The organism is Methylosinus sp. LW3, from assembly GCF_000527115.1.
GTDB lineage: Bacteria > Pseudomonadota > Alphaproteobacteria > Rhizobiales > Beijerinckiaceae > Methylosinus.
Genome location: NZ_AZUO01000005.1, coordinates 168,617 through 192,475, shown reverse-complemented (window position 1 = coordinate 192,475; position 23,859 = coordinate 168,617). Strand labels below are relative to the sequence as shown.

Annotated in this window: 23 protein-coding genes; 21 read left to right on the top strand and 2 right to left on the bottom strand. The window is 62.8% G+C overall.

Going from position 1 to position 23,859, the window contains the following annotated elements; translation table 11 throughout:
* Positions 1–156 precede the first annotated feature (156 nt).
* The 11 genes from METLW3_RS0124840 to METLW3_RS0124790 all read left to right on the top strand — a co-directional run bounded on the left by METLW3_RS0124840 (position 157) and on the right by METLW3_RS0124790 (position 8,529).
* A complete protein-coding gene (locus METLW3_RS0124840) occupies positions 157–2,430 on the top strand; it encodes an adenosylcobalamin-dependent ribonucleoside-diphosphate reductase (protein ID WP_024882404.1) in 2,274 nt (757 codons plus the stop codon).
* Between the two features lie 33 nt (positions 2,431–2,463).
* The gene (locus METLW3_RS0124835) at positions 2,464–3,168 is read left to right on the top strand and encodes an SAM-dependent methyltransferase (protein ID WP_024882403.1); all 705 of its coding nucleotides are present in this window, start codon (positions 2,464–2,466) and stop codon (positions 3,166–3,168) included.
* Positions 3,165–3,404: a hypothetical protein gene (locus METLW3_RS0124830; RefSeq protein WP_024882402.1), complete on the top strand. Its 240-nt coding sequence runs from the start codon at positions 3,165–3,167 to the stop codon at positions 3,402–3,404. The genes METLW3_RS0124835 and METLW3_RS0124830 overlap by 4 nt, the downstream gene beginning before the upstream one ends.
* A gap of 217 nt (positions 3,405–3,621) precedes the next feature.
* Positions 3,622–3,876, top strand: coding sequence for a hypothetical protein (locus tag METLW3_RS0124825; RefSeq protein WP_024882401.1), 255 nt, complete (start codon positions 3,622–3,624; stop codon positions 3,874–3,876).
* A 29-nt stretch (positions 3,877–3,905) separates the two neighbouring features.
* On the top strand, positions 3,906–4,142 hold the full coding sequence (locus METLW3_RS0124820) for a hypothetical protein (RefSeq protein ID WP_157516699.1): 237 nt from the start codon (positions 3,906–3,908) through the stop codon (positions 4,140–4,142).
* Between the two features lie 91 nt (positions 4,143–4,233).
* Positions 4,234–4,854, top strand: a complete 621-nt coding sequence (locus tag METLW3_RS0124815; RefSeq protein WP_024882399.1) for a hypothetical protein — start codon at positions 4,234–4,236, stop codon at positions 4,852–4,854.
* Between the two features lie 118 nt (positions 4,855–4,972).
* Positions 4,973–5,512, top strand: coding sequence for a hypothetical protein (locus tag METLW3_RS0124810; RefSeq protein ID WP_024882398.1), 540 nt, complete (start codon positions 4,973–4,975; stop codon positions 5,510–5,512).
* Positions 5,505–5,945 carry a hypothetical protein gene (locus METLW3_RS0124805; protein ID WP_157516698.1) on the top strand — a complete coding sequence of 147 codons (441 nt, stop codon included), beginning with the start codon at positions 5,505–5,507 and terminating at the stop codon, positions 5,943–5,945. Before METLW3_RS0124810 ends, METLW3_RS0124805 begins: the two co-directional genes overlap by 8 nt.
* 75 nt (positions 5,946–6,020) lie before the next feature.
* Entirely contained in the window at positions 6,021–6,245 is a 225-nt protein-coding gene (locus METLW3_RS0124800) for a hypothetical protein (RefSeq protein ID WP_024882396.1), read from the top strand.
* A gap of 248 nt (positions 6,246–6,493) precedes the next feature.
* Positions 6,494–7,471 (top strand): zincin-like metallopeptidase domain-containing protein, encoded by a 978-nt coding sequence (locus METLW3_RS0124795; RefSeq protein ID WP_024882395.1) that lies wholly within the window; start codon positions 6,494–6,496, stop codon positions 7,469–7,471.
* Positions 7,472–7,581: 110 nt separating this feature from the next.
* Positions 7,582–8,529: a phosphoadenosine phosphosulfate reductase family protein gene (locus METLW3_RS0124790; protein ID WP_245267518.1), complete on the top strand. Its 948-nt coding sequence runs from the start codon at positions 7,582–7,584 to the stop codon at positions 8,527–8,529.
* A gap of 354 nt (positions 8,530–8,883) precedes the next feature.
* On the opposite strand, the gene METLW3_RS0124780 is transcribed toward METLW3_RS0124790, so the two are convergent.
* On the bottom strand, positions 8,884–9,912 hold the full coding sequence (locus METLW3_RS0124780; RefSeq protein WP_024882393.1) for an IS110 family transposase: 1,029 nt from the start codon (positions 9,910–9,912) through the stop codon (positions 8,884–8,886).
* On the opposite strand from METLW3_RS0124780, the gene METLW3_RS27250 reads away from it, so the two are divergent.
* From METLW3_RS27250 to METLW3_RS0124720, 10 genes are all read left to right on the top strand, one after another.
* A complete protein-coding gene (locus METLW3_RS27250; protein ID WP_157516697.1) occupies positions 9,896–10,411 on the top strand; it encodes a hypothetical protein in 516 nt (171 codons plus the stop codon). The genes METLW3_RS0124780 and METLW3_RS27250 overlap by 17 nt on opposite strands.
* Before the next feature lie 219 nt (positions 10,412–10,630).
* On the top strand, positions 10,631–10,957 hold the full coding sequence (locus METLW3_RS0124770) for a hypothetical protein (protein WP_024882391.1): 327 nt from the start codon (positions 10,631–10,633) through the stop codon (positions 10,955–10,957).
* A 102-nt stretch (positions 10,958–11,059) separates the two neighbouring features.
* The gene (locus METLW3_RS0124765) at positions 11,060–16,117 is read left to right on the top strand and encodes a DEAD/DEAH box helicase family protein (RefSeq protein ID WP_024882390.1); all 5,058 of its coding nucleotides are present in this window, start codon (positions 11,060–11,062) and stop codon (positions 16,115–16,117) included.
* A gap of 203 nt (positions 16,118–16,320) precedes the next feature.
* The gene (locus tag METLW3_RS27245) at positions 16,321–16,857 is read left to right on the top strand and encodes a hypothetical protein (protein WP_024882389.1); all 537 of its coding nucleotides are present in this window, start codon (positions 16,321–16,323) and stop codon (positions 16,855–16,857) included.
* Positions 16,858–17,077: 220 nt separating this feature from the next.
* On the top strand, positions 17,078–17,473 hold the full coding sequence (locus tag METLW3_RS0124755) for a hypothetical protein (protein WP_024882388.1): 396 nt from the start codon (positions 17,078–17,080) through the stop codon (positions 17,471–17,473).
* Between the two features lie 288 nt (positions 17,474–17,761).
* On the top strand, positions 17,762–19,585 hold the full coding sequence (locus METLW3_RS0124745) for a ParB N-terminal domain-containing protein (protein WP_245267517.1): 1,824 nt from the start codon (positions 17,762–17,764) through the stop codon (positions 19,583–19,585).
* 339 nt (positions 19,586–19,924) lie between these two features.
* Positions 19,925–20,203: a hypothetical protein gene (locus tag METLW3_RS0124735; protein ID WP_024882385.1), complete on the top strand. Its 279-nt coding sequence runs from the start codon at positions 19,925–19,927 to the stop codon at positions 20,201–20,203.
* A 98-nt stretch (positions 20,204–20,301) separates the two neighbouring features.
* Positions 20,302–20,478, top strand: a complete 177-nt coding sequence (locus tag METLW3_RS0124730; protein ID WP_157516696.1) for a hypothetical protein — start codon at positions 20,302–20,304, stop codon at positions 20,476–20,478.
* 24 nt (positions 20,479–20,502) lie between these two features.
* Complete coding sequence (locus METLW3_RS0124725; protein ID WP_024882383.1) at positions 20,503–20,796, top strand: hypothetical protein; 294 nt, start codon at positions 20,503–20,505, stop codon at positions 20,794–20,796.
* A gap of 115 nt (positions 20,797–20,911) precedes the next feature.
* A complete protein-coding gene (locus METLW3_RS0124720) occupies positions 20,912–21,943 on the top strand; it encodes an IS110 family transposase (protein ID WP_024882381.1) in 1,032 nt (343 codons plus the stop codon).
* A gap of 402 nt (positions 21,944–22,345) precedes the next feature.
* On the opposite strand, the gene METLW3_RS0124715 is transcribed toward METLW3_RS0124720, so the two are convergent.
* Positions 22,346–23,596: an IS701 family transposase gene (locus METLW3_RS0124715; protein ID WP_024882382.1), complete on the bottom strand. Its 1,251-nt coding sequence runs from the start codon at positions 23,594–23,596 to the stop codon at positions 22,346–22,348.
* Positions 23,597–23,859: the final 263 nt, after the last annotated feature.

Sequence of the window (23,859 nt, the reverse complement as noted above, 5' to 3'; positions counted from 1 at the left end):
AAATCATTGAAGACAGAAGTGCCGCCTGCGCGCCCATCGCCGCAAGGAGTTGTCGCCGAGGCTCCCGCGCGTTCCGCGCGCCCTTGCCCCGACGGGCGTGAGGCGGCCTTCGGGGACTGTATCGGAGAAAAGCATCCACGATCCGAGGAGCAAATCATGAATATGATATCCGCAACCCCATCGCCCCGGACAGGCGCGACGCTGCCGGCGATCTCGCAACAGATTTGGCACGAAAAATACAGGCTGAAGACACCCGCCGGAGAGCCGATCGACCTGACCGTCGAAGACAGCTGGCGCCGCGTCGCGCGCTCGCTCGCGAGCGTCGAGAACGATCCCGCACAATGGGAAGCAATCTTCGATTCGGCGCTGCAGGATTTCAAATTCCTGCCGGGCGGCCGCATCCTCGCCGGGGCAGGTGTCTCGCGCCGCGTGACCCTCTTCAACTGCTTCGTCATGGGAACGATCGAGGACGATCTCGACGCCATCTTCTCGCATCTGCGCGAGGCTGCGCTCACCATGCAGCACGGCGGCGGCATCGGCTATGACTTTTCAACGCTCCGCCCGAAGGGCGCGCTCGTCAAAGGCGTAGGGGCCGACGCCTCTGGCCCCTTGTCCTTCATGGATGTGTGGAATTCCATGTGCGGCACGATCATGTCGGCCGGCACGCGGCGCGGCGCCATGATGGGCGTGCTCCGCTGCGATCATCCCGATATCGAGGCGTTCATCGCCGCGAAAGCCGACAAGACTCGCCTGCGCAATTTCAATCTCTCCGTCCTCGTCACCGACGCCTTCATGGAGGCGGTCGACGCCGACAAGCATTGGCCGCTCGTGTTTGGCGGCGAGGTCTATCGCACAGTCTGGGCTCGCGACCTCTGGGACCAGATCATGCGCGCCAATTACAACTACGCCGATCCGGGCGTCATTTTCATCGACCGCATCAACGCCCGCAACAATCTCTATTATTGCGAGACGATCGCAGCGACCAATCCTTGCGGCGAGCAGCCGCTGCCGCCCTACGGCGCTTGCCTCCTCGGCTCGAACAATCTCGCCAAGCTCGTGCGTGACCCATTCACGGAACACGCCCATCTCGACGAGGGCAGTCTCGCACACCTCGCCAACGTCGCCGTGCGCATGCTCGACAATACGATCGACGTTTCGGAATTCGCACTCGCCGAGCAGCGTGAGGAAGCTATGGCGAAGCGGCGCATCGGTCTCGGCGTCACCGGCGTCGCCGACGCGCTGGCCATGTGCCGCTTGACCTACGGGACGCCGGAAGCGGCCCAGCAGGCGGCACACTGGAATCGTTTGCTCAATCGGCACGCCTATATCGCGTCGATTGGTCTCGCCAAAGAGAAGGGCGCCTTCCCGCTCTTCTATCGAGACGCCTATCTCGCTGGGGAGACGGTTCGCAATCTCGATGACGACATCAAAGCTGGCATCTTCGAGAATGGCATTCGCAACGCCTTGCTCACCTCGATCGCGCCGACGGGAACGATCTCGCTGTTCGCGGAAAATGTCTCCTCGGGGATCGAGCCGATATTTGATCTCACCTATCTCCGCAAGGTTCGCCAACCCGACAATTCGTTCGTCGAGCAGGAGGTCGAAGACTACGCTGTGCGGCTCTACCGCGAAAAATTCGGCGCTGATGCGCCGCTCCCGGAATATTTCGTCACCGCGCAGACCTTGACGCCCGCCGATCACATTCGCATGCAGGCCGCGATCCAGGAACACGTCGACGCTTCGATCTCGAAGACGGTGAATTGCCCCGTCGATATTTCTTTCGAAGACTTCAAGACGATCTACCTGGACGCCTATCGCTCCGGATGCAAGGGCTGCACGACCTATCGTCCGAACGAGATCACCGGCTCCATCCTGTCGACCACCACGCCAGCGGCGGTCGTTCCCGCGCCGCCGCATCCGGCGATCGCGCCGCGTCAGGAGAAGCTCGCCGGCGCCACGTACAAGCTGCGGTGGCCTGAGAGCGAGCACGCTCTCTATGTCACGATCAATGACGTCGAGGAGAATGGGGAAAGGCGCCCCTTTGAAATTTTCCTGAACTCCAAGGACATGCAGCATTACGCCTGGGTCGTCGCGCTGACGCGCATGATCAGCGCCGTGTTCCGTCGCGGCGGCGACGTCGCTTTCGTCGCCGAAGAGTTGAAGGCCGTGTTCGACCCGCGCGGCGGGCATTGGAGCGAGGGACGTTATGTCCCTTCCCTCATCGCCGCGATCGGCTCGATCATCGAACGCCACATGATCGACACCGGCTTTCTTTCCCCTTCCGAGCCGTTGGTCGCGCATGTGCTCGACGAACCTTCTGCCACCCGCCCGCTCGGTGCGCTCTGCCCGAAGTGCAGCCAGCCAGGTCTCGTAAAACAGGACGGCTGCATGACCTGTCGTCACTGCGGCTGGTCGAAATGTTCTGGCTGAGGTCTCCCCGCCGGCCTTATAGGGAGATGTCCCATGAACGACCCGATCCTGCGGCCGTCCTCGATCCTCGCCGATCGCGACAACCAGATCACACCAGCGCGGCGCAAGTCCCGCAGGGCGCAGCACGATCGGTGTGAGCCGGTCGAAATCGTCCCCGCCGTGCCCGATCGCGCGCTCAACGCCCATCTCTGGGTGCGGCATCCACTGGATTGGTACGTCGAGGAGAGTTGGGTCGATCATCGCTTCTTCGAAGAGGAGGGCTTCGAAGGTTCGATCTGCGATCCGGCCTGCGGACTCGGACGCGTCGTCGAAGCCGCGAGAGCCGCGGGCTACAATGACGTTTGGGGCGAGGACCTGGTATCTCGCTCCATGTTCTGTGACCGTGTCGCCGACTTTCTGTCCGACGAGCCGCCGGACCAGACGCCGGACAATATTTGTTGCAATCCGCCATTTCGAAAGTCGCGGGAGTTCGTCATTCGGGCGCGCGAGATCGCGAGACGCAAAGTCGCGATGATCCTGCCCCTCTCCTGGATCAGCGGCGACCGCCGCTCCAGATGGCTGGAGAGAACATTTCCACGGCGCGTGCTGATCATATCGCCGCGACCGTCCATGCCGCCGGGGCCGGTCATTCTCGCCGGCCTGAAAGCCCGCGGAGGACGAACGGATTTCGCGTGGTATATTTGGGAGAGGAACTATGTCGGTGAACCATCCTTCGGATGGCTGAGGCGAAAGCGATGAGCGAAACCGGCGGAAAGAAACGACACTCTCTCACCGCTTTTGCAGCGACGATCCGCGTCGTCCAGCAGCTCCTACGGACAGCCGGTCCGAGAAAATGCGGAAATGTGCGCCAATCCGAGTTCGACTCGGTGCTCGATCAGCTCGACGAACTGTGCGATCTGCTCCAATGGCTCGAACGCAACAAGGCGGACTTTCTCGCCTGGCGAGAAGCGAGACGAGACATCAAAAGCCAGTGAAGCAATGAGCTGCCCCTAGCGCGAGCGTCGCCGCAAGGGGCCGTCGCTACGCTCCCGCGCGTGCCGCGCGCCCTTGCCCCGACGTCCGCGAAGGGGCGTTTCTCCGCCTGTTTCGAACGAAGAATATCGCAAAAGAGTGTGTTGGCGACGCGACCAAAGCGGACGCCGCCACCATTCGGCGAAACTCGTTCGGCGCTCTGCATAGAAGGAGATCACTATGCTTTACGAAGCGACCATTCAGATTCTCGTCGATGTGAACGACGAGGCGGAAGCCTGCGATTGTATCGCCGAAGCGATGCGCCCGCTGCTCCGACAGTTCTCTCCCCGCTCTGGAGTCATCGATTGGCGCTACACCGCCGATGGAGCGCCCACTCCCGACGATGGGCGAGGCTTCGAATACGCGCTCCAGCGCGTCGAGACGTCTGGCTTCACGACCTCGCAACCCGCCGGAGAATCGGAGATCGCAAAATGAGGACTCGCTTCGTTCTGCAAGACGGCTCCGTGGCGATCTTCGAATGCGTCGCGCGTGATGGGAGAGCACGGGTGATCGTCGATAAGGGTCGCCTCGATCGAGTCGCTCATTACGCGCCCGGAATTTCCGATGAAGAGGCGATCGCGGCCGTCGACGCGTTTCGCGCGTGCGAATACGCAGAATTCCTGCAATGGGCGGCGCGTAACGAGATCGAGGTCGACGCCTCGCAATACCCGCCACCACGACCGATCGCTCTAGATCGCTGAACGATCGACCCCGCATCCGGGGCAACGCATTTCATGGACCCGGTCTCACGCCGGATCGCTTTCGCATTGTCAATTCAAAAAGGAGGTCACGATGGGCTGGCTCTATATGCGATCGCTCGAAGGGCACGACGGCCCCCGCGCATATCTCGACGCGCAGTTCACCTACGAGAGGCCGGAGGTGGTTTCCAAGGTGCTGAAATCGGCGTTCGTGACGCCGCGCGTCTATTACGCCGCGGTGGAGTGCTTCACCAGGTCGACGGGATCGCGCGTCGTCTGGGCCTTGGTCTGCCTCGTCCACTACAACCCCCGGGATCGAGAAGGTTTCATCTTTGGATACAAGGACGTCGATGAAACTATGGGGCCGTGCGAGACCGAATGTCCAGAGGCCATTCTCGATCTTCTGACGGAGACGGATAGCGAATACGCGCTCGATTGGCGCAAGTGCTGTCGAGAGCACGCCGCCGCGCGACGCGCGAAAGCCCAGAAGCCGGTCCCGCGCCCGGGACAAACGATCACTTTCGATGAGCCGGTGCGCTTCGCGGACGGGCTGAGCTTCACGACCATGAAAGTTGTCGCCAATCGTCCCGGCCGGCGTCCCGCGGTCCTCTACCAGGATCCGGAGAACGGCGGATACTACCACATCCGCAACATCAAAAACCTCAGTTACCGCCTTGGCGCGGCCGAGCAACGCGAGCAGCTGGAGATATTCTGATTGCGAGAAACGCAGCGCGAAGATTCGCGCTCGCCATTTCTAACGTCGATCCGACGAGAGATCACCCGCGACAAGCCCGGCGCCTTGCGCCGGGTTTTCGCATTTTGGAGGCGCCACAATGGCCGATTATCACACCCCGACAGTCATTCAGCAGAACATCCCGGACAAGGATATCTCGGCGTTCGAGCGTCTGCTCCTGGACGACATCTTCTCCGTCGAACGTCATGGCGACGAGCTGTATTTCTTCTCCGAAGACGGGCCTTCGACGTTCCTGACCGTCGAGCGAGTGACGCTCGAGGCCGCCCTCCTCGCGTCGCGAGATCGGCCGAGCTCGATCGCCGAAGAGATCAGCGCTCAGCTCGCCAAATGCCCGATCGAGGAACCTGTCGTAAAGCTCGATCTCAGCGCTGTCTCTTGGGAATTCATTTTGCAGGACATCGTTCGGCGCTCCGACGCTCTGTCCTATCTGACCGTCATCTCGTCCTTCACCTGCACAAAGATGCGCCGCGACGGCTTCGGCGGCATGGCTGTCCTCATCACCAAAGATGCCGTCGTCGGCAAGTCGACGCACGATATTCTCGACGATCTCGTCTTTGAAGCGGGGCTCGGTGTGGCGAGCCGACACGCTCCTGCGGCGAAGGAGAATTGTCATGACTGAACAATCATGGATAGGCGCCGTTACTCGTCGCCAACGCGTTCGTTTGTGGCGGCTTCGCGTGCGATCTCTCCTTCAGCGCCTCCATCGGGGACTTCTCTACGGCCTCGGGCGTCTCTCGAAAGAAGACGCCCAGCTGATCTTCATCGATTGTCAAAGGTTCGCCGGTTGGCATCCGCTTTTGATCCTTTCAGACGACGATGTCCTCAAAGAAATTAGCGAAGCTTTCGAGGACGACCCGTCCCTTGCCGACCTCGTCAGCGCCGCGTGCGCGCACGTCTCATACAAATGGGAGAGCGCCGGCGATGAACTGTATGAAGCCCGTCGATGGGCCAGGAACCTCGTCGAGGACTACGCGCGCGACAACGACATCGTGCTGCGCTCGCGAGAATCGAATTCCGACCAAGACGACGACGAGCAACTCGCGTGGTCGTGATGACAGTCGGCGGCGACGAGAGCGCGCCCCCTTTCTGCAATTGCTTTCTGCAATTTCATCCAAGGAGCATCCACCATGGCTATCCAGTATGCAAAAACCGGAAAGATCATCCCCAAGCGGTTCACCCTCGAAGAGATCGAGGAAGCGTCCGAGCTGATGCAGGGCTTTTGTGTCGCGTGCGGGGCGGTGAGAGAGTGCTGTGAGCCAGACGCGCGCCGGTATGAATGTGAGGATTGCGGCAAGCGGCACGTCTACGGCGCGGAAGAAATCATGCTCATGGGACTCGTGGTCGAGTCGTGATCGACGTCGGCCGCTCATGTGTCGAGGGCTCCTCGCTGCATGAGCGGATGACATAGCAGACGAGCGAGCGCCGCAACAAGAAAAGGAAGACGCCGAAAAGAGGAGATTTGAAGCCGCCATCCCGCATGCCCGTCCACCGCCGCAAGGGTCCGGCACGAGCGCCCGGGCCGAGGCCCGCCCTTGCCCCGGCGGCCGTGATGCGGGGCGTCGAGGTTCGTTCCGAGACCAGAATGGAAAGGACGAACCTAATGAACAATTTCAAGAAGCACAAAGCCCACGCGCCGACGCGTCGCGATCACTATCGAGAAGTGACGGACCGCATCGTCGCCGCTCTCGAAGCGGGCACGCCTCCCTGGCGCAGGCCCTGGGATCCCAGAAAATCGGGTGCGCCGCTCTCGCCGATCAACGCTGTAACGGGGCGTCGCTATCACGGGATCAACGTCCTCTTGCTCGGCATGTCGCAATTCTCCTTCGCGAACGGCGATCCTCGTTTTTGCAGCTACAAGCAGGCGAAGGACAGGGGCTGGCAGGTGCGCGCCGGCGAGAAGGGAACCACAATATACTTCTACAAGCAGCTCCAGGTCGAAGATCGCGACGCGCCTTCGGATGGAGAAGAGCACACGCGCAACATCCCGCTGCTTCGCTCCTTCACTGTTTTCAACGGCTCGCAGATAGACGGTATTCCGGCGTTTACGCCGCCCACGATCGAAGAGGCGCCATGGCGTCGATTCGACGCTGCTGACATTATCATGCGCAACAGCGGCGCCGTCATCCGTATCGGCGGTGATCGAGCCTTCTACCGTCCGGCTACTGATACCATTCATTTGCCGCCGAAAAACGCGTTCCGTTCGCCGGAAGGACTCGCGTCGGTCGAGATTCATGAGCTCGCCCACTGGAGTGGAGCCCGAAGCCGTCTGAACCGAGATCTGTCAGGAGAATTCGGCTCCGCGAAATACGCGTTCGAAGAGTTATCGGCCGATTTAGCAAGTTGTTTCGTCAACACGGAGCTCGGGCTGCCGACTGAAATCGAGAACCATGCGAGCTACGTGTCGTTCTGGCTGGAGCGTTTGAAGAGCGACAAGCGCGAAATCTTTCGCGCAGCCGCCGCGGCACAGAAGGCGGCGGATTTCTGCCTCGCCTTTCATCCAGACTTCGCTGAAAGCCACAGCGACTCGGATGAACAGGACGCCGCCGATAGCGACGCGCCCCTCGTCGAGGCCGCGTGATCGTCATGACACGCGCCATATCGACGAGCCCCGCAGGCGGCGAGCCTCCGCATGCTCGTTCTCGCCCCGAATCCTCCATTGCTCCTGATCTCAGGAGCTACGACCACATATTGATTGCGTTATCTGGAGGCAAAGATTCCGTAGGAACACTCCTTTATCTTATCGACGAAGGCGTCGATCCCACGCGGATCGAGCTGCATCATCATGACGTCGACGGTCGCGGGCCGCCGACGTTCGATTGGCCGATCACCGCAGGCTATTGCCGAGCGATCGCCGAGGCCTTCGGCGTTCCACTCTGCTTCTCATGGCGCGACGGTGGCCTGCGCCGCGAGATGTTGCGTGATCGCGAGCCCACCGGGTCGGTGATGTTCGAGACGCCGGAAGGAGGCGTCACGACGGTCGGCGGTCGCGGTGTTCCCGGCACACGTCTGCGGTTTCCGCAGGTGACGGGAGACTTGCGGCTACGCTGGTGTAGCCCCGTCGCGAAAATCGACGTGATGCGAAGCATGATCTGCAATTCGCCGCGCTTTCTCGGCAAGCGCACGCTCGTCGTCACCGGCGAACGCGCCGAGGAGAGCCCAGCGAGGGCGCGCTATCTGACGTTCGAGCCGCATCGCACCGACACACGCGGCGGTCCGCGCCGGCCTCGTCATGTCGACCACTGGCGTCCGATCCACGGCTTGGAGGAACGACAAGTCTGGGATCTGCTCCGGCGTCACGGCGTTATTCCGCACGTCGCCTATCAGCTCGGCTTCGGCCGCGTCTCATGCATGCACTGCATCTTCGCCTCGCCCGATCAGTTGGCGACGATCAGGTGGATGGAGCCGAAACGCTTCGAGACGATCGCCGAATACGAACGCCGCTTCGGCTGCACCGTCAAACGCGACGCTTCGATCCATGCCGTCGCCGATCGCGGCAGACCCTATCCGTCCGCGCTCGCTCGGTCAGACCTGGTCCAGCTCGCCATGTCCGAGCATTGGTCGCCACCGATACGCACATCCACCGAACGCTGGCGTCTGCCCGCCGGCGCCTTCGGCGACGCCGCCGGTCCCGGCTGACGCCCGCAGTTCTCGGCTTCCCTTTTTCCCAATCCGTTTCTCGCCTCCCAGAGGAGACATCGCCATGTCCCGCTCCTACACGCATGTATGGATGCCCCCGTTCGCGCAAGCAGTTTTCGAGCGGTTTGATCGCGTGATCGGGTGCGGTCATGTATCAGGCCTTCAGGTGCGGCCTGATATGGCCGCTGGCCGGTATGGAGATGCGCGGACCTGGCGCAGATCATTTTGACGGGCTCGTGGCCCTATGTGTGTATTTGCGTTTCCGGGTCCGGATCTGACCGATCATTTGACCTTACCGTTCGTCGTCCTCCTCACACGCCCGACGTTTCCCAAGCTGCTTCGTACGATCGTCGATCAGGACGCCGCAACCGCGGGAACTCGAAAATCTTGTCCTTTCGTCAACATGGCCCAGCTTGATCGGGCCATCTTATTGGCGAGCGCGATCGCCACCAGCATCTTTGGTTTGCGCGCCAGCATGCGCTGTAGCCAGCTTCCCTCCGGCGGCCCCTTTCGCAAGGCCGAGCAAACGACGGCCATCGCGCCGGTGATCAGCAGGCGCCGAATGTCGCGCTGGCCCATCTTCGAGATTTTTCCGAGAACCTGCTTGCCTCCGGTCGAATGTTGCCGAGGCACCAATCCGAGCCAGGCGGCGAAATCGCGCCCGCGTTTGAAGACATCCATCGGCGGCGCGAAGGTCTCGATCGCCAGGGCCGTGATGGGGCCGACGCCCGGCATCGTCTGCAGACGTCGTGTCGTTTCCCCACACGCAGCTTCGTGGATGGCCACCTTCTCGAGCTCGGAGATCCTTTTCGACAGCCCTTCAATCTGATCGAGGAAGACGCGCGCCAGCTCCACGACGAGAAGCGGAAGCGAAGTTTCTTGACCCTCGACGGCCTCCTCTAAAACTTTCAAATTCGCCGTTCCCTGCGCGGCAACGACGCCGTGCTCCGACAAATGGCCGCGGAGCGCGTTGATCAGCTGCGTACGCTGCCGCACCAAGAGATCCCGCGTGCGGAAAAGCATGGCGCGCGCCTGCTGTTCCTCGGATTTGACCGCGACGAAGTGCATGGTCGGTCGAACCGCAGCCTCGGCGATCGCTTCCGCATCGGCTGCGTCGTTCTTTTGGCGCTTCACGAACGGTTTGACATAGACGGGTGGGATCAACCGAACCTCGTGGCCAAGATCGCGGATGGCCCGTCCCCAGTGGTGCGCGCTCCCGCAGGCCTCCATGGCGACGACGCAGCGCGGCTGCTCGGCAAGGAAGCCGAGAACTTTCTCCCGGGAGAGTTTCTTGCGGAAAGCCACGCCGCCGTCGACGAGGGCGCCGTGCACTTGGAAGGACCGCTTTGCAAGGTCGAGACCGATCATGCTAGCCAGTTTCATGGATGCTCTCTCCGTTCGTGGGATGCGAAATCATTACCACCCTGGCACATTCGATGCCGTCAGGAGGGGGCATCCACTCCATCATTTTTCCTGCGTTCTTCCGCTCGGTCGCGCCGAATTTCTGCCATCGGCTCTCACTCTCTATGAGCGATATGCCGAGGAGCTCGACGCCAGATATGAGCGCATCTGCTTCACCGTGAAGGCCTGCGACCTCGATCGAGGAAGTCTTCGCATCGTCTCCGGCGAAGACGGCGATCCCGAACAGGTGATCGCATTCGTTCAGCGCTGCGCGAGGACGTTCGGACTGACCGGCCTATGGGGCTTCCACTGGAGTCAGGGCTGCGTGTTCCCCTCGTTCGACGCATTCGGCGGCGCGGCCTGCCTGCTCGATCTCGGCGAGCAGCGCGTCGTCGACAGAATCGACTGTCGACGCTGGCTCTCGGATCGTATCGCGCGCGACATGAAACCTGCGGCTCGCGTCGTCCGGCACCATTCGTGAGCCGGCGCAAATCATAGGCTCGAAAAGACGAAAAAAGAAAAGGAGGAACGAGAAAAGGAAGGCGTTACCGCGAACGAATGGCCGCCGCAAAGGGTGGGTCGCTCCGGCCGCTTCGCTGGGCCGGATCGATCCCGGCGCACGAGGCGCCGCCTTTGCCCCAGCCATTCGTCCTCGGTTCGGGATCGGGGTCTTCGAGAAGAAGATCGAGAGGAGACTCCGATGCAACAGTTCAGCACGACTGGATCCGAAATTCGCGACGCCGCCACTGCGGCGGCGTTCAGTCTCGACGCGTTCGATCACGAGGCCGCACGCCGCGACGGCTGGGTGATATCCGATTGCGGCAATTATCGCGACGACGCGCCGCACATCGAGCTGCAGAAGTTCGACAACCCGGAGCAAGGTCCGCCGAAATTTCACGACGACAGAGAGGCCTGGGCGCATGTCGTCGCGCGGGCGCGAGCAGGCTCCGCGCTGCATATCCGCGCCCTGGACCTCGTCGATCGACGCGAGCGCTTTGCCATCGAAGCCGCCTTCGGACCCTGGTGAGTCCGTCCCGAAGCTTCCCCTTCGCACATTCGTCCTTCTGCCCACGCCCGGCCGCCCATCGCGCGCCGGGCTTTTTCGTGCTCGCCGAAAGGTTTTCTCGCCATGGCAAAAGACAGCAATCAGTTGACGCTTTCTCTGTTCGATTCCACCAGCCTCTCCGGGGGATTGACGCTCGACGGCGGAAGTTTTCGCCCCTCGACCGATATCCCCGAAGAGAACGAAGCGCCGGCCGTCGCGGAGGCGCCTGCCATTCCCGCGCAGGACTTCGTGCTTCGCGGCGACCGCCAGCTCGCCCACGGCTGGAAGGCCCGCGCCGCCGACAATCTCGCCGCCATCCGGCTGGCGCTCGACATCGAGGCTGAAAAGCGGAATGCGACTTCGGAGGAGCAGGACGTCCTGAGCCGCTTCGTCGGCTTCGGCGCGCGCGACCTCGCCGACATGATGTTCCGCCGCGCCGGCGAGACCTTCGCTGAAGGCTGGGAGGATTTGGGCGAGGAGCTGGAGCGGCTCGTCCCGCGCGAAGAGCTGGCGAGCCTCGCCCGCGCCACGCAATATGCCCATTACACGCCGGAGTTCATCATCCGCGCCATCTGGCGCGCCGTCCAGCGCATGGGCTTTTGCGGCGGCTCGATCCTGGAGCCGGGATGCGGGACAGGGCTCTTCTTCTCCCTCATGCCGGAAGCGCTCGCCGGCAAATCGAGCCTCACCGGCGTCGAGATGGACGCCACCACCGCGCGCATCGCGGCTCAGCTGTTTCCGAACGCCTGGATCCGGCGCGAGGATTTTACCAAGGCCCGCCTCACCGAGAACTTCGACCTCGCCATCGGCAATCCGCCGTTCAGCGACCGACGCGCGCGAGTCGACGGAGCCGAGCGCCTCGACCTCTCGCTGCATGATTATTTCATCGCGCGGTCGATCGAGCGGTTGAAGCCGGGCGGCCTGGCGGCCTTCGTCACCAGCCGCTGGACCATGGACAAGGTCGACGACAAGGCGCGCGCCCATATCGCCGCCATGGCCGATCTCGTCGGCGCGATCCGGCTGCCCGAGGGAGCCATGAACGCCGCTGCCGGAACCGACGTCGTCGTCGACATTCTATTTCTGCATAAGCGCGCCCCCGAGCAGGAGCCCGCCGGCGCGCTTTGGGACGGCCTCGCCGAAGCGGTCCCCGCCGAGGATGGCGAGGAGGCTCTCTCGATCAATCGGTATTTCATCGAACATCCCGAGATGGTCATGGGGCTCCACGCCCGGACCAGCAGCGCCTATGGGCCGACCTACACCTGCCTGCGAAAAGACCCCGCCGCGCTCGCCGACGAGATCGACGCCGCCGTCTCGCGCCTGCCGCGCGGAATCCATCAGCCGAGCGAGCGATCGGCCGCATCCGCGCCGAACCGTCCCGCCCTTCGCGTCGGGACCGCGGCCGAAGGCGCGACGATCAAGGAGGGCAGCTTCGTCGTCGTCGACGACGCGCTGATGCAGATCATCGACGGCGCGCCGCGCAAGATCGAGGTGCGCGGCGGCAAGGGAGGCGAAGGCATTCCCGCAAAGCACGCCCGCATCATTCGCACCCTCATTCCGATCCGGGACGCCATCCGCGAGGTCCTGCGCGCCCAGGAGGCCAATGAGCCCTGGGGGCCGGCCCAGACGCGTCTGCGCATCGCCTACAACAGCTTCCTGCGCAATTTCGGTGCGATCAATCTCACCACCATCAGCGAGACGACGGATCCGAAGACCGGCGAGGCGCGCGAGACGCAGCGACGCCCCAATCTCCAGCCCTTCCTCGACGACCCCGACGTCTGGCTCGTCGCCTCCATCGAGGACTATGACGTCGAGACCGGAATCGCGAAGAAGGGGCCGATCTTTTCCGAGCGCGTTCTGCACCCGCCGGCGACGCCGACGATCGAGAGCGCGGCCGACGCCCTCGCCGTCACGCTGCACGAGCTCGGCCATGTCGATCTCGACCGCGCCGCCGAGTTGCTCGGCCGCTCGCGCGACGAAACCCTCGCCGAGCTCGGCGATCGCGTCTTCCTCGACCCGCAGACCACGATAGAGGGTTTCGAGAGCTGGCAGACCGCCGACGCCTATCTGTCCGGCCCGGTGCGCACCAAGCTCGCCGCCGCCATCGCCGCCGCCGCGGGAGACGCGCGCTATCGGCGCAATGTCGAGGCGCTCGGCCCGGTCCAGCCCGAGGATCTGAAACCGTCGGATATTTCTGCGCGGCTCGGCGCGCCCTGGATCCCGATCGACATCGTCATCGGCTTCGTCGCCGACGTCATCGGCGTGAAGGCGTCGATCCGCCACACCGTCGAGATCGCCTCCTGGACCGTCGAGCTCTCCGCCTTCTCCGGCCGCGCCGAGGCGACCTCCGAATGGGGCACGGCGCGCCGCAACGCCGGCCTGCTGCTCGGCGACGCGCTCAATTCGTCGATCCCGCAAATCTATGACGTCTGGAAAGAGGACGGCCGAGAGCGGCGCGAGCTGAACGCCGCCGAGACCGAGGCGGCCAAGGAGAAGCTCGCCAAGATCAAGACCGCCTTCGAGCGCTGGGTCTGGACGAATGTCGAGCGGGCCGAGCGGCTCACCCGCATCTACAACGACCAGTTCAACAATCTGGTCCCACGGCATTTCGACGGAGGCCATCTCCAACTTCCCGGCGCGAGCAGCGTCATCAAATTCTACGACCACCAGAAGCGCGCCATTTGGCGCATTATCAGCGCCGGCAAGACCTACATCGCCCATTCGGTCGGCGCCGGAAAGACCTTCACCATCGCCGCCGCCATCATGGAGCAGAAGCGGCTCGGCCTCGTCGCCAAGGCGATGCTGGTGGTTCCCGGCCATTGCTTGGCGCAGACCAGCCGCGAATTCCTCCTGCTCTATCCGAACGCGCGCATTCTGGTCGCCGACGAGACGAATTTCTCCAAGGACAAGCGCCAGCGCTTCCTCGCCCGCGCCGCCACGGCGCAGTGGGATTGCATCATCATCACCCACAGCGCCTTCAAATTCGTGCCGGCGCCCGCCGCCTTCGAGCAGTCGCTCATTCAGAACCACCTCGCCAGCTATTCCGAATTGCTCGAGAAGATCGACGGCGACGACCGCATCTCGCGCAAGCGCATCGAGCGCATGAAGGAAGGGCTGGAAGCCAAGCTCGAATCCTTGCAGAGCCGCAAGGACGATCTCCTGACCATCGGCGAGATGGGCGTCGACCAGCTGATCGTCGACGAGGCGCAGGAGTTTCGCAAGCTCTCCTTCGCCACCAATATGACGAGCCTGAAGGGCGTCGATCCCGACGGATCGCAGCGCGCCTGGGACCTCTTCGTCAAATCCCGCTTCGTCGACGAGAAGAATCCCGGCCGCGCCCTGCTGCTCGCCTCCGGCACGCCGATCACCAACACGCTCGGCGAAATGTTCACGCTGCAGCGCTTCATGCAGCCGGAAGCGCTCGAGGAACGAGGCATTCACGAATTCGACGCCTGGGCGGCGACCTTCGGCGAGACGCGCACAGAGCTCGAGCTGCAGCCGTCCGGTCTCTACAAGCCGGTCACGCGCTTCTCGGAATTCGTCAATGTCGCCGACCTCATGGCCATGTATCGCTCGGTCGCCGATGTCGTGCTCAAATCGGACCTACGCCATTATCTCCGCCTGCCGGCCATCAAAGGCGGCAAGCGCCAGATCGTCACGGCCGAGCCGAGCGCCGCCTTCAAGGCCTATCAGAAAATCCTCGCCGAGCGCATCGCCGTCATCGAGAAGCGCAAGACCAAGCCCGAGAAGGGCGACGACATTCTCCTCTCCGTCATCACCGACGGCCGCCACGCCGCCATCGATCTGCGCTTCGTCGTCCCCGGCCATGCCAATGAAAACGGCAACAAGCTCAACACGCTGATCGACAACGTCTATTCGATCTGGCGCGAGACGTCTGACCGCCGCTACACGAGGACCGACGGCGTCCCCTACCTCCTGCCGGGCGCCGCGCAGATGATCTTCTCCGATCTCGGCACGCTCAATGTCGAGGCGACGCGCGGCTTCTCGGCCTACCGCTGGATCAAATCCCGCCTCGTCGCGCTCGGCGTTCCGGCCGAGCAGATCGCCTTCATGCAGGATTTCAAGAAGTCGAGCGCCAAGCAGCGTCTCTTCCAGGACATCAACGCGGGCAAGATCCGCGTCATGATCGGATCGTCCGACACGATGGGCACCGGCGTCAACGCCCAGCGCCGCCTCATCGCCCTCCACCACCTCGACGTTCCCTGGCTCCCCTCCCACATCGAGCAGCGCGAAGGCCGCATCGAGCGGCAGGGCAATGAGAATGACGAAATCGGGCTCTACGCCTACGCCACCAAGGGCAGCGTCGACGCCACGGGCTGGCAATTGCTCGAACGGAAGGCGCGTTTCATCGAAATGGCCATGTCCGGCGACCGCAGCATCCGCCGGCTGGAGGACGCCGGCTCGCAGGTCAATCAATTCGCCATGGCGAAGGCCATTGCATCGGGCGACCCGAGGCTCATGCAGAAGGCCGGGCTCGAAGCCGAGATCGCTCGACTGGAACGTCTGCGGGACGCGCATTTCGACGATCAATACGCAGTCCGCCGCACGATCTCCTCGACCGAGGCCTCGCTCCGTCACGCCGAAAAGCGGATCGGCGAGATCGAGCAGGACATCGCCAAGCGCATCCCGACCCGCGGCGACGCCTTCCGAATGGAGGTGGACGGCCGCCAGTTCGTCGAACGCAAGGACGCGGGCGCCGCCCTGCTCAAAAGCATCCGCGCCAAGGAGTTCGAAGGCAAGGGCGGCGACTGGCGCGTGGCCAACGTCGGCGGCTTCGATTTGTCCGTAACCGCCAAACCTGTGGCGCGCCAGAAGCTCGCGGATGTCGAGTTGACGATGCAGCGCGCCGGCCAACATCTCGACATCGAATATTCGCATGATCTGACCGCGCTCGGCGTCATCTCCCGCCTCGAATATGCGCTGAGCCGCTTCGAAGTGGAGTTGGCCGAGCACAAGCGCACCATGCACGACGCCGCCGAACGCCTCCCGGCCTATCGCCGGCGCCTCGATGAAGCTTTCGCCTACGAAGACGAGCTCGACGCGAAACGCGACGAGATGGCGGCCCTCGACGCTTCGCTCGCGGCGAATGATGACGGAAACGCCGAAGCCAGCTCCGCGGCCTGACGCTCCCCGGCGGCTCGCGCAGGGCGCCCAGACCTCGCGACGATCACGATCGAGATGGAGCGACGCGCTCACCGTCGCGGCTTCACGGCCGCTCGCGGGCTCGGGCGGCGATGGTCCTGGTCCGAGCATCTCGGCGCCGGCGATCCGAAGGAGCCCGCATCCCCGCTCGCCGCGCCCGCCCCATTCCAATCAGGAGACCTTCGATGCTCCCGACCGCAATCATTCGATCTCTCAGAACACCGCAACTGACGGCCGCCGACTTCACGCCGACCAAGTTCCATTCGGCCGACGACAAGGCCTGGTTCACGAACGCGCTGCTGAAATTCCTCGCCGACGACTGTCCGAGGAGCGGCTTCACCGATCGACTCTATGTGCGCCTCTCCAACAGCTTCGGGCATATTGCCCATTATGACCGATCGGGCTTCTTCGAACACTTCTTTCCCGATCCCGAAAGAAGGATCGCATTCCTGGAAGAGACCCTGCAATGGCCCTCTTATGGCGCCGCGGATTACACATTTTGCGACGTCGAAATCCTCGTTCAATCTCGGGTATCGGCAGCGAATCTACTTTCGGTCGAAAGAGCGAGGCGCGATAGCGAGGTCACTCGTCGAGAGCGCGAGCTACTCGAGCGTCTGAAAGCCAAATACGAACCAATTTCCCGACCGGATTCGCCACCCGACCCGGCGCCGGCGACAGCGCCGATGCTCCGCCAAGGCTCGCTGTTCGATTTCTCCGCGTGATTTTCCGGTCGGATGAAAGGCCCCGGGCTCGCTCATAATGAAGTGAAGTCCTCGAAATATCTACAGAAGGTGGAAAGCTATCACGAGCGATCCGGGACGCAAGGGTCGAGACGTGCGCGCCTGCTCGTGTCGAGCATGCGCGCCCTTGCGTCCCGAACCGTCTCGTGAAGCTCGAATTCTCGATTTCGAAAGGAAATCAAAATCGAAAAGGAGACAAAACATGCGCGCCTTCCAGAACAACGTGGACCAATTGAATGCGACCGTTCGGCTCGCGCCTTCGAAGAGTGAAACACTGCGCCTGATCGAGACATTCGACATCGAACCGCTCGATCTCGACGAAATCGAAGACCAATCGAAGCGCTTTGTCGGATTCTTCGCCATGACATTCGCCGAAACGATGCCCGAACAAGAGTTCCATCAATTCCTCGAAGACATCGCGAATGCTATCTCGAAAGCCGCGATGAAGGCGGCTGAACGAAGCCATCGCGAAATGACCGCAGTCCCGAGCGACGATCCCGCGGTCTCGTTTCAGCGCGCCGTGGCCGCCGTCCTCGCCGGAGGTCTTCGAGTCGCAGCTGAAGCCGCCTCCGCCACATCACAAGTCTGGCGGCGCTGAATTTCTCGCGCCCGCTGGACCCGAAGTCCAGCGCAGATGGCGTAGGCGCCTTGCTCACCGCTACCGACGCTTCTGGCGCTCGCTCATCCCCGTTCGCGCCGAGCGCAGGAATAAGAAACAGGAAATCGAGAAGGCGATTTGCCCCATGCGCGGCCATCGCCGCAAGAGTTCGTCGCTCTGCTCCCGCGCGTGCCGCGCGCTCTTGCCCCGCCGTCCGCGATCGGGGCGTTCGATCCTCGTCTTCGAAAAGAAGACCGGCAATCCGAATTGAAAGAGGAGATCATCATCATGGCACAGCCTCACGTCGATGCTGGCTCTAAAGAGCCCAATTCCAACAAGCTCGGCCGCGTCGCTCCCAGCGAGCCTGCCGATCGCCAAATCGTCGCCGAAGTCGAGGCGGACGGCGGCGACAATCTCGGCACGGCGGCGGAGCACGCCCGCGTCCGTATGGAATTGCGTCACGTCGATCCACGCTCTCTCAAGCCCAATCCCAACAATCCGCGCCGCATCGCTCCCAGCGAGCATGCCGATCGGCAGATGATCGCCAATATCAAGGCGACCGGCATCACACAGCCGCCCGTGGTGCGGCCCGACGGCGACGATCTCGTCATCGTCGCCGGCCACGGGCGCGTGCGCGCCGCCATCGGGGCCGGCTTGAACGAGATTCTCGTCCTCGTCCGCGGCCCCGACGACGGCGCAGACAATCTCCGCGCGCTCTCCGAGAACGTCGTCCGCGTTCAGATGGGGCCGGTCGACCAGTGGCGCACCATCGAAGCGCTCACTTCCGCCAATTGGACGGAAGAGGCGATCGGCGACGCTCTCGCTTCGCCCGTGCGGACAATCAAGAAGTTGCGCCTGCTCGCCAACGTCCATCCGGCGATTCTCGACCAAATCGCCAAGGGCGACATGCCGGAGGAAAAGCTTTTGCGCACCATCGCCGCCGCTGGCGCCGACGAGCAGGCGTCCGTCTGGAAGAAGCACAAGCCCAAGAAGGGCCAGGATACCGTCACTTGGTGGGAGGTCGCTCGCGCGCTCGACAAACGGCGCATCTACGCCAAGAATGCGAAGTTCGGCCCGGACGAAGAGCAGGCTTTCGGCATCGTCTGGGAGGACGATCTGTTCGAGCAGGGCGATCAGGACAGTCGCTACACCACCCAAGTCGAGGCGTTCTTCGCCGCGCAAGCCGCATGGATCGAAGCCAATCTGCCGAAGAATGGCGTTCTCCTACAGATTGACGAATACGGCCAGGGCAAGCTGCCGCCGAAGGCCGAGCGGGTTTGGGGACAGCCGAGAAAGAGCGACACGATCGGCCGTTACGTCGACACACACGACGGATCGGTGAAGGAAATCACCTATCGCCTGCCGAAAGAGGAGCCGAAGAAGGGCAAGAATGCGGCCTCCGGCGGGACGTCCGAGACGCTCTCGGAGCCCGCTCGCACCCGTCCCGAGATCACGCAAAAAGGCCTCGCGATCATCGGCGATTTCCGCACCGACGCCCTCGTCAGAGCGCTCGCGGAAAACGAGATCGACGACTTCACTCTTCTCAGTCTGCTCGTCGTCGCCTTCGCCGCGGACAATGTCGATGTGAAAGCCAGCGGCTACTCCTCGCCTCTGCGTCGAGGCCTCGCGCATCGGCTCGCCAATGAGGGACGCATCACCCAGGACGCCGCCCTCGTTCGGAAGGCAGCGCGCGACATGCTGGCCCATGTTCTCAACTGCCGCCCCGGCTATCATTCGAGCGGCGCCGCCGCCCGCCTCGTCGGGGACGCGATCGGCGCGGATGCGCATCTACCCAATATGGCGACGGACGATTTTCTGTCGTCGCTTTCGAAGGCTGCGCTCGAAAAGGCCGCCGCGCAGCACTCCGTGCTGCCGCGTCCGCGCGCCAAGGAGACGCGCGCCGCCCTCATCGAGCACGTCTCCGGCGGAACATTCGTGCTTCCGGCCGCGCGTTTCGCCCTCTCCGAAGAGGAGCTCGCGAGCGAGCTCGCCCGGCGGACCGAACGCGCCGAGGAGGACGAAGGGAATGTAGACGGCCCGGATCCAGAGATCGGCGCCTCCGACGAGGACTCCGATCCCGAAGAGGATCACCAAGCGGAGGAATTGGCCTGAGCGCAGCGACGGCGCGGCCGGCTTCGAGCCGGCCGTGTTCACTCGGGCGCCAGCGCTCGAACCTCCCTCCGCGCGCCCGCCTATGGCTCCGTCGCCACGGCCGCGCACGGAGTCGGCGGCGAAGACAGGAGTTCCGACCATGTATTCCTTTCAATTCCAGGACGGAAGCTGGCGCATCGCGTCATTCACCAACAGCCGATCGCCTCGTCCGCAGCCGAGAACCGAGGCCTACGATCTCTTCGAGGCCCCGTACCGCAGCCGCCGCGACGCAGATGCTGCGATCGTGAAAATTCGCGCGCTCGTTGCCGACGACTCTCGTCGCATACACGAGGAGGCCCGATGAAATCGCAATTCATCACCGAACACGATCTCGCCACGCTCGCCAATATTTGCCGCGTCGCGGCGGAGCGTTTCAAGGATCATGAAGCGGAATTCCGCACGCTGGCGGCCGCTCCCCCGGCGCCGGAGACAAAATCGCTGCTCCCGACGGGAGACGCGGCATTGCGGCTCGCCGACCAATTCGCGCTTCAAGCCAGAGAAGCAGCCGCCTTCGCGAGTCTGTTCGACCGTAGCGAACCGTTCACAATTCGGCATTCCGGCGCCGAGGCCGAGGACTAACCGAAATCGAAGGAAGCCCCACGATGGATGCGATACTGCAAATTGCGTCGCGATGGCGCGCTCCACTTCTGAAACGCGTTCCCAAAACCGAGAGACCGATGAATGCGCAAGATTGCATTCGCGTCTATAAAGAGTCCCCGCATATCGTCGCCGTGCAATTTCGCTTCACCGACAGTTTCGGACACGCGAGTCTCACCTTCGACGAGACACGCAACCTCGTTCGCATTCTCACGGAAGCGACCGAGATCACGGCGCAAAGCCCCGCGCGTTCATAGCCTTTCAACCTATGGAGAGCCCGAATGCCGACCTACCGCATCCTTCTCGTCGAAGAGCAGGTCGAAAGCGACTGCGCAGAATTCCGCGTCACCGCTTCCACGGCCCGAGACGGCGCAAATATCCTCGTCGACGCCCACGCTCGCGCGCGGGAGAAATCGTCCAACTGGGTCTCTCTGCCCGACGGGCAGAGCGCCCGCATCGAACCCGACAATCTCGTTCGGACGCATGTCTATTGCGTCTTGCTCGACGATGACGGCAACGAAATCGAGGAGATCGATCTCGATATACCAGTCTCTCCCGCGCATCCGCCTTCCTAGATGCCGTAATGGGCCGGGCCTCGCGAGCATAGCCAGATGGGTGGCTGTCCCTCAGAATGATGGTGTTGAAACGGAGTCCGAGCGATCGGCTCCAAGCATCAAGTGAGGAACAGCCATGGAATATTATGCAGGAATCGACGTGTCGTTGAAAGACAGCAGCGTCTGTGTCGTGGACGGGGCGGGCCAGCTGATGCGTGAGGTCAAGGTCGCGAGTGAACCCGAGGCGCTCGTTCGGTTTTTTGACGAGCTTGGATTGCCGGTGAGCCGCATTGGGCTTGAGGCTGGCCCGTTATCGCTTTGGTTGCATGCGGGGCTTCTCGGGGCCGGACTCGATGCCGTGTTGCTGGAAACGCGACACGTGAAGGCGGCGCTCTCCGCCATGACGGTGAAGACCGACCGGAAGGACGCGCGGGGGATAGCCCAGTTGCTGCGAATGGGATGGTATCGACCGGTTCACGCCAAATCGGCGCCTTGCAAGGACACCCGTGCGCTTCTCGTTGGGCGCAAGCTCTTGCAAGGCAAGCTTCTCGATGTCGAACTGAGCATCCGAGGGATTCTGCGCGGGTATGGTTTGAAGGTCGGCGAAGTCAGTCGGGGGCGGTTCGAAGCCCGCATTCGGGAGCTGATAACCGGACACGCGATCTTGGAGACGGTGATCGGAGCGATGATGACCGCGCGGACGGCCTTGTGGAACGAGTTTACCAGGCTGCACCGCGAGATGCTGAAGATTGCGCGTGCCGACAGGATATGCCGCAGATTGATGAGCGCCCCGGGCGTCGGAGCGTTGGTCGCGCTGACGTATCGCTCGGCGGTGGACGATCCTTCTCGGTTCGGAAAGTCCGGCACGATCGGCGCGTATTTCGGGCTGACCCCGAAAAAATATCAGTCGGGCGAGACCGACCATGATGGTGGCGTCAGCAAGGTCGGCGACGCCATGGTCCGAACCGCGCTCTTTGAAGCGGCTCACACGATGCTGACGCGCGCAGTTAGCTTTTCGAGCTTGAAACGCTGGGCGCTCGACGTCGCAAAGCGGCGCGGCATGAAGCGCGCCAAGGTCGCTCTTGCGCGTAAGCTGGGCGTCGTCCTGCATCGCATGTGGGTGGACGCGACCGAGTTCCGTTGGAGCAATGCGGTTCCGGCCGCATAGGGGATAGGTAGAGTTTGGAGCGGGTCGAAACCGACCCCTTCTTCCGAGGTCCCGTCGCCGGGACGAAGGCCTGGCAAGGTCGTGCGTAATGCTGTGAATGCTACGGCACATCACGCGTCTTAGATTGACCTGCCGGCTTTGGATCTGATGGCATGGTGTGGCGGCCCTCGTGCCGACCACGGACAGAAGCATGATCCTGGCGACGAGATTTGTTCAGAGGGGACTTGACGGGGAACGGCCCATTACAGAAGAAGCATTACAGTTGCTTTGTGAGATGGGCTCGCCTTGCTTCGGCTTGGTGCGCTCGTCGCCATAACGACCATGCGATGACGAACTCGGGACGAATGCGTTTTCGTGCGAGGCGCGTGGCGATGCGTCGGATTTCCTGCATCGACCAGCGGATCAATTCGCCGTCGATCGAGGCCGCGCAGCTTTTGTCGTCATCGTGCGCCGGATCTTTTTGGGGGACGGCGTCGCCGGTCCATTGGCGTGAACACGTATCGTCGCCATCATGGCGAAGGCCAGCATGACGAGCGAGACATGACGTCGCCATCCGTGCCATGAACGCGTTTCGTTGTGATCGAGACCCAGCTCGTTCTTGGCGGTTTCGAAACTATCCTCGATCGCCCAACGATGGCCTTCGATTTTCGCCAGCGCTTCGATCGTCGTTCCGCTCGGAGCCCATGTCGTGAAGAAGGCGAGATCGCCGTCGACGATCTTGCGGCGGATCAGCAGTCCGCGTGTCCAGACCTGGCCGCCCTGCGCCTCATTGTAATCGCCGCCGGCGAGATCGGCGAGCTCGACATAGGCCCAATCATGCAGCCGCTCGCCTTTCGTTCCAGAGCCGGCCGAAAGACGTTTCCAAGCGGACAGCGGCAAGCGGTCGGCGATCTCTTTCGCCGTGCTCGCGACGGCGCTCGGCTTGCCCCAGGAGTAGAACGTGTCGTTGGACTTCGCGCCCAGCACATAGCCTTTGCCGGCGCGCCGCAGCGCCATCTCGATGTCGCCGACGCCATAGACCGTGTCGGCGGCGACGAAGGAGAAAGGGACATTCGCCGCAATGGCGCGCTCGATCATGGCGAGCGCCAACGCCGGCTTGGTGGCGAAGCCGCCATTGGCGCGATCGATCAGTTCCTGCGGGACATGCGCTTTCGCCATGCGCGCTTTGTCGTCCGTCCAGCTCTTGGGCAGATAGAGTTCGCGGTCGATGAAGGCATGGCCGTGACCCGACACATAGCAAGCGAAAACGCCGATCTGGCAGTTCGTGATCTTTCCCGCCGAGCCCGTGTATTGCCGTGAGACGCCGCAGGACGCCTTGCCTTGCTTCAGAAAGCCCGTCTCGTCGACGACAAAGACCGCATCGTCGTCGGCCAACGTCTCCAGCGCATAGTCGCGCACAATGTCACGCAGCGCATCCGCGTCCCAACGTCTGCGGCCCAGAATGGCCTGTTGTCGCCATGGCCCCGGATCGCCGGCGGCTTCCGCCCGCATCCAGCCTGTCTTGCGCCGCTCTTCTCCGAGTAGGCCGTCGAGGAAAGCTTCTGCCGATCGCGCCACGCGGTCTTGCGTGAACAGCGGATGCATCCGACGTTTCACATCACGCAACGACGACGCCCACAACTCCAGCGTCGTCTCGATCGAAGCTCCCGCCATCCCATGATCCCCGAACCGAATCATGGTGGCCTAGTGAGTCAGAAACCGCCTAATTACGCAACTGTAATGCTTCTGTAATGGGCCGTTCCCCGTCAAGTCCCCTCTGAACAAATCTCGTCGCCAGGATCATGCTTCTGTCCGTGGTCGGCACGAGGGCCGCCACACCATGCCATCAGATCCAAAGCCGGCAGGTCAATCTAAGACGCGTGATGTGCCGTAGCATTCACAGCATTACGCACGACCTTGCCAGGCCTTCGTCCCGG

Excerpts from the sequence above, each read along its gene's own strand:
- METLW3_RS27250 (WP_157516697.1), top strand. The coding sequence starts at position 9,896 with ATGCTAGCCAGTTTCATGGATGCTCTCTCCGTTCGTGGGATGCGAAAT.
- METLW3_RS0124830 (WP_024882402.1), top strand. The coding sequence starts at position 3,165 with ATGAGCGAAACCGGCGGAAAGAAACGACACTCTCTCACCGCTTTTGCA.
- METLW3_RS0124795 (WP_024882395.1), top strand. The coding sequence starts at position 6,494 with ATGAACAATTTCAAGAAGCACAAAGCCCACGCGCCGACGCGTCGCGAT.
- METLW3_RS0124780 (WP_024882393.1), bottom strand. The coding sequence starts at position 9,912 with ATGAAACTGGCTAGCATGATCGGTCTCGACCTTGCAAAGCGGTCCTTC.
- METLW3_RS0124800 (WP_024882396.1), top strand. The coding sequence starts at position 6,021 with ATGGCTATCCAGTATGCAAAAACCGGAAAGATCATCCCCAAGCGGTTC.
- METLW3_RS0124805 (WP_157516698.1), top strand. The coding sequence starts at position 5,505 with ATGACTGAACAATCATGGATAGGCGCCGTTACTCGTCGCCAACGCGTT.
- METLW3_RS0124735 (WP_024882385.1), top strand. The coding sequence starts at position 19,925 with ATGAAATCGCAATTCATCACCGAACACGATCTCGCCACGCTCGCCAAT.
- METLW3_RS0124835 (WP_024882403.1), top strand. The coding sequence starts at position 2,464 with ATGAACGACCCGATCCTGCGGCCGTCCTCGATCCTCGCCGATCGCGAC.
- METLW3_RS0124770 (WP_024882391.1), top strand. The coding sequence starts at position 10,631 with ATGCAACAGTTCAGCACGACTGGATCCGAAATTCGCGACGCCGCCACT.
- METLW3_RS0124840 (WP_024882404.1), top strand. The coding sequence starts at position 157 with ATGAATATGATATCCGCAACCCCATCGCCCCGGACAGGCGCGACGCTG.
- METLW3_RS0124715 (WP_024882382.1), bottom strand. The coding sequence starts at position 23,596 with ATGGCGGGAGCTTCGATCGAGACGACGCTGGAGTTGTGGGCGTCGTCG.
- METLW3_RS0124720 (WP_024882381.1), top strand. The coding sequence starts at position 20,912 with ATGGAATATTATGCAGGAATCGACGTGTCGTTGAAAGACAGCAGCGTC.
- METLW3_RS27245 (WP_024882389.1), top strand. The coding sequence starts at position 16,321 with ATGCTCCCGACCGCAATCATTCGATCTCTCAGAACACCGCAACTGACG.
- METLW3_RS0124725 (WP_024882383.1), top strand. The coding sequence starts at position 20,503 with ATGCCGACCTACCGCATCCTTCTCGTCGAAGAGCAGGTCGAAAGCGAC.
- METLW3_RS0124765 (WP_024882390.1), top strand. The coding sequence starts at position 11,060 with ATGGCAAAAGACAGCAATCAGTTGACGCTTTCTCTGTTCGATTCCACC.
- METLW3_RS0124810 (WP_024882398.1), top strand. The coding sequence starts at position 4,973 with ATGGCCGATTATCACACCCCGACAGTCATTCAGCAGAACATCCCGGAC.
- METLW3_RS0124825 (WP_024882401.1), top strand. The coding sequence starts at position 3,622 with ATGCTTTACGAAGCGACCATTCAGATTCTCGTCGATGTGAACGACGAG.
- METLW3_RS0124815 (WP_024882399.1), top strand. The coding sequence starts at position 4,234 with ATGGGCTGGCTCTATATGCGATCGCTCGAAGGGCACGACGGCCCCCGC.
- METLW3_RS0124755 (WP_024882388.1), top strand. The coding sequence starts at position 17,078 with ATGCGCGCCTTCCAGAACAACGTGGACCAATTGAATGCGACCGTTCGG.
- METLW3_RS0124730 (WP_157516696.1), top strand. The coding sequence starts at position 20,302 with ATGAATGCGCAAGATTGCATTCGCGTCTATAAAGAGTCCCCGCATATC.
- METLW3_RS0124745 (WP_245267517.1), top strand. The coding sequence starts at position 17,762 with ATGGCACAGCCTCACGTCGATGCTGGCTCTAAAGAGCCCAATTCCAAC.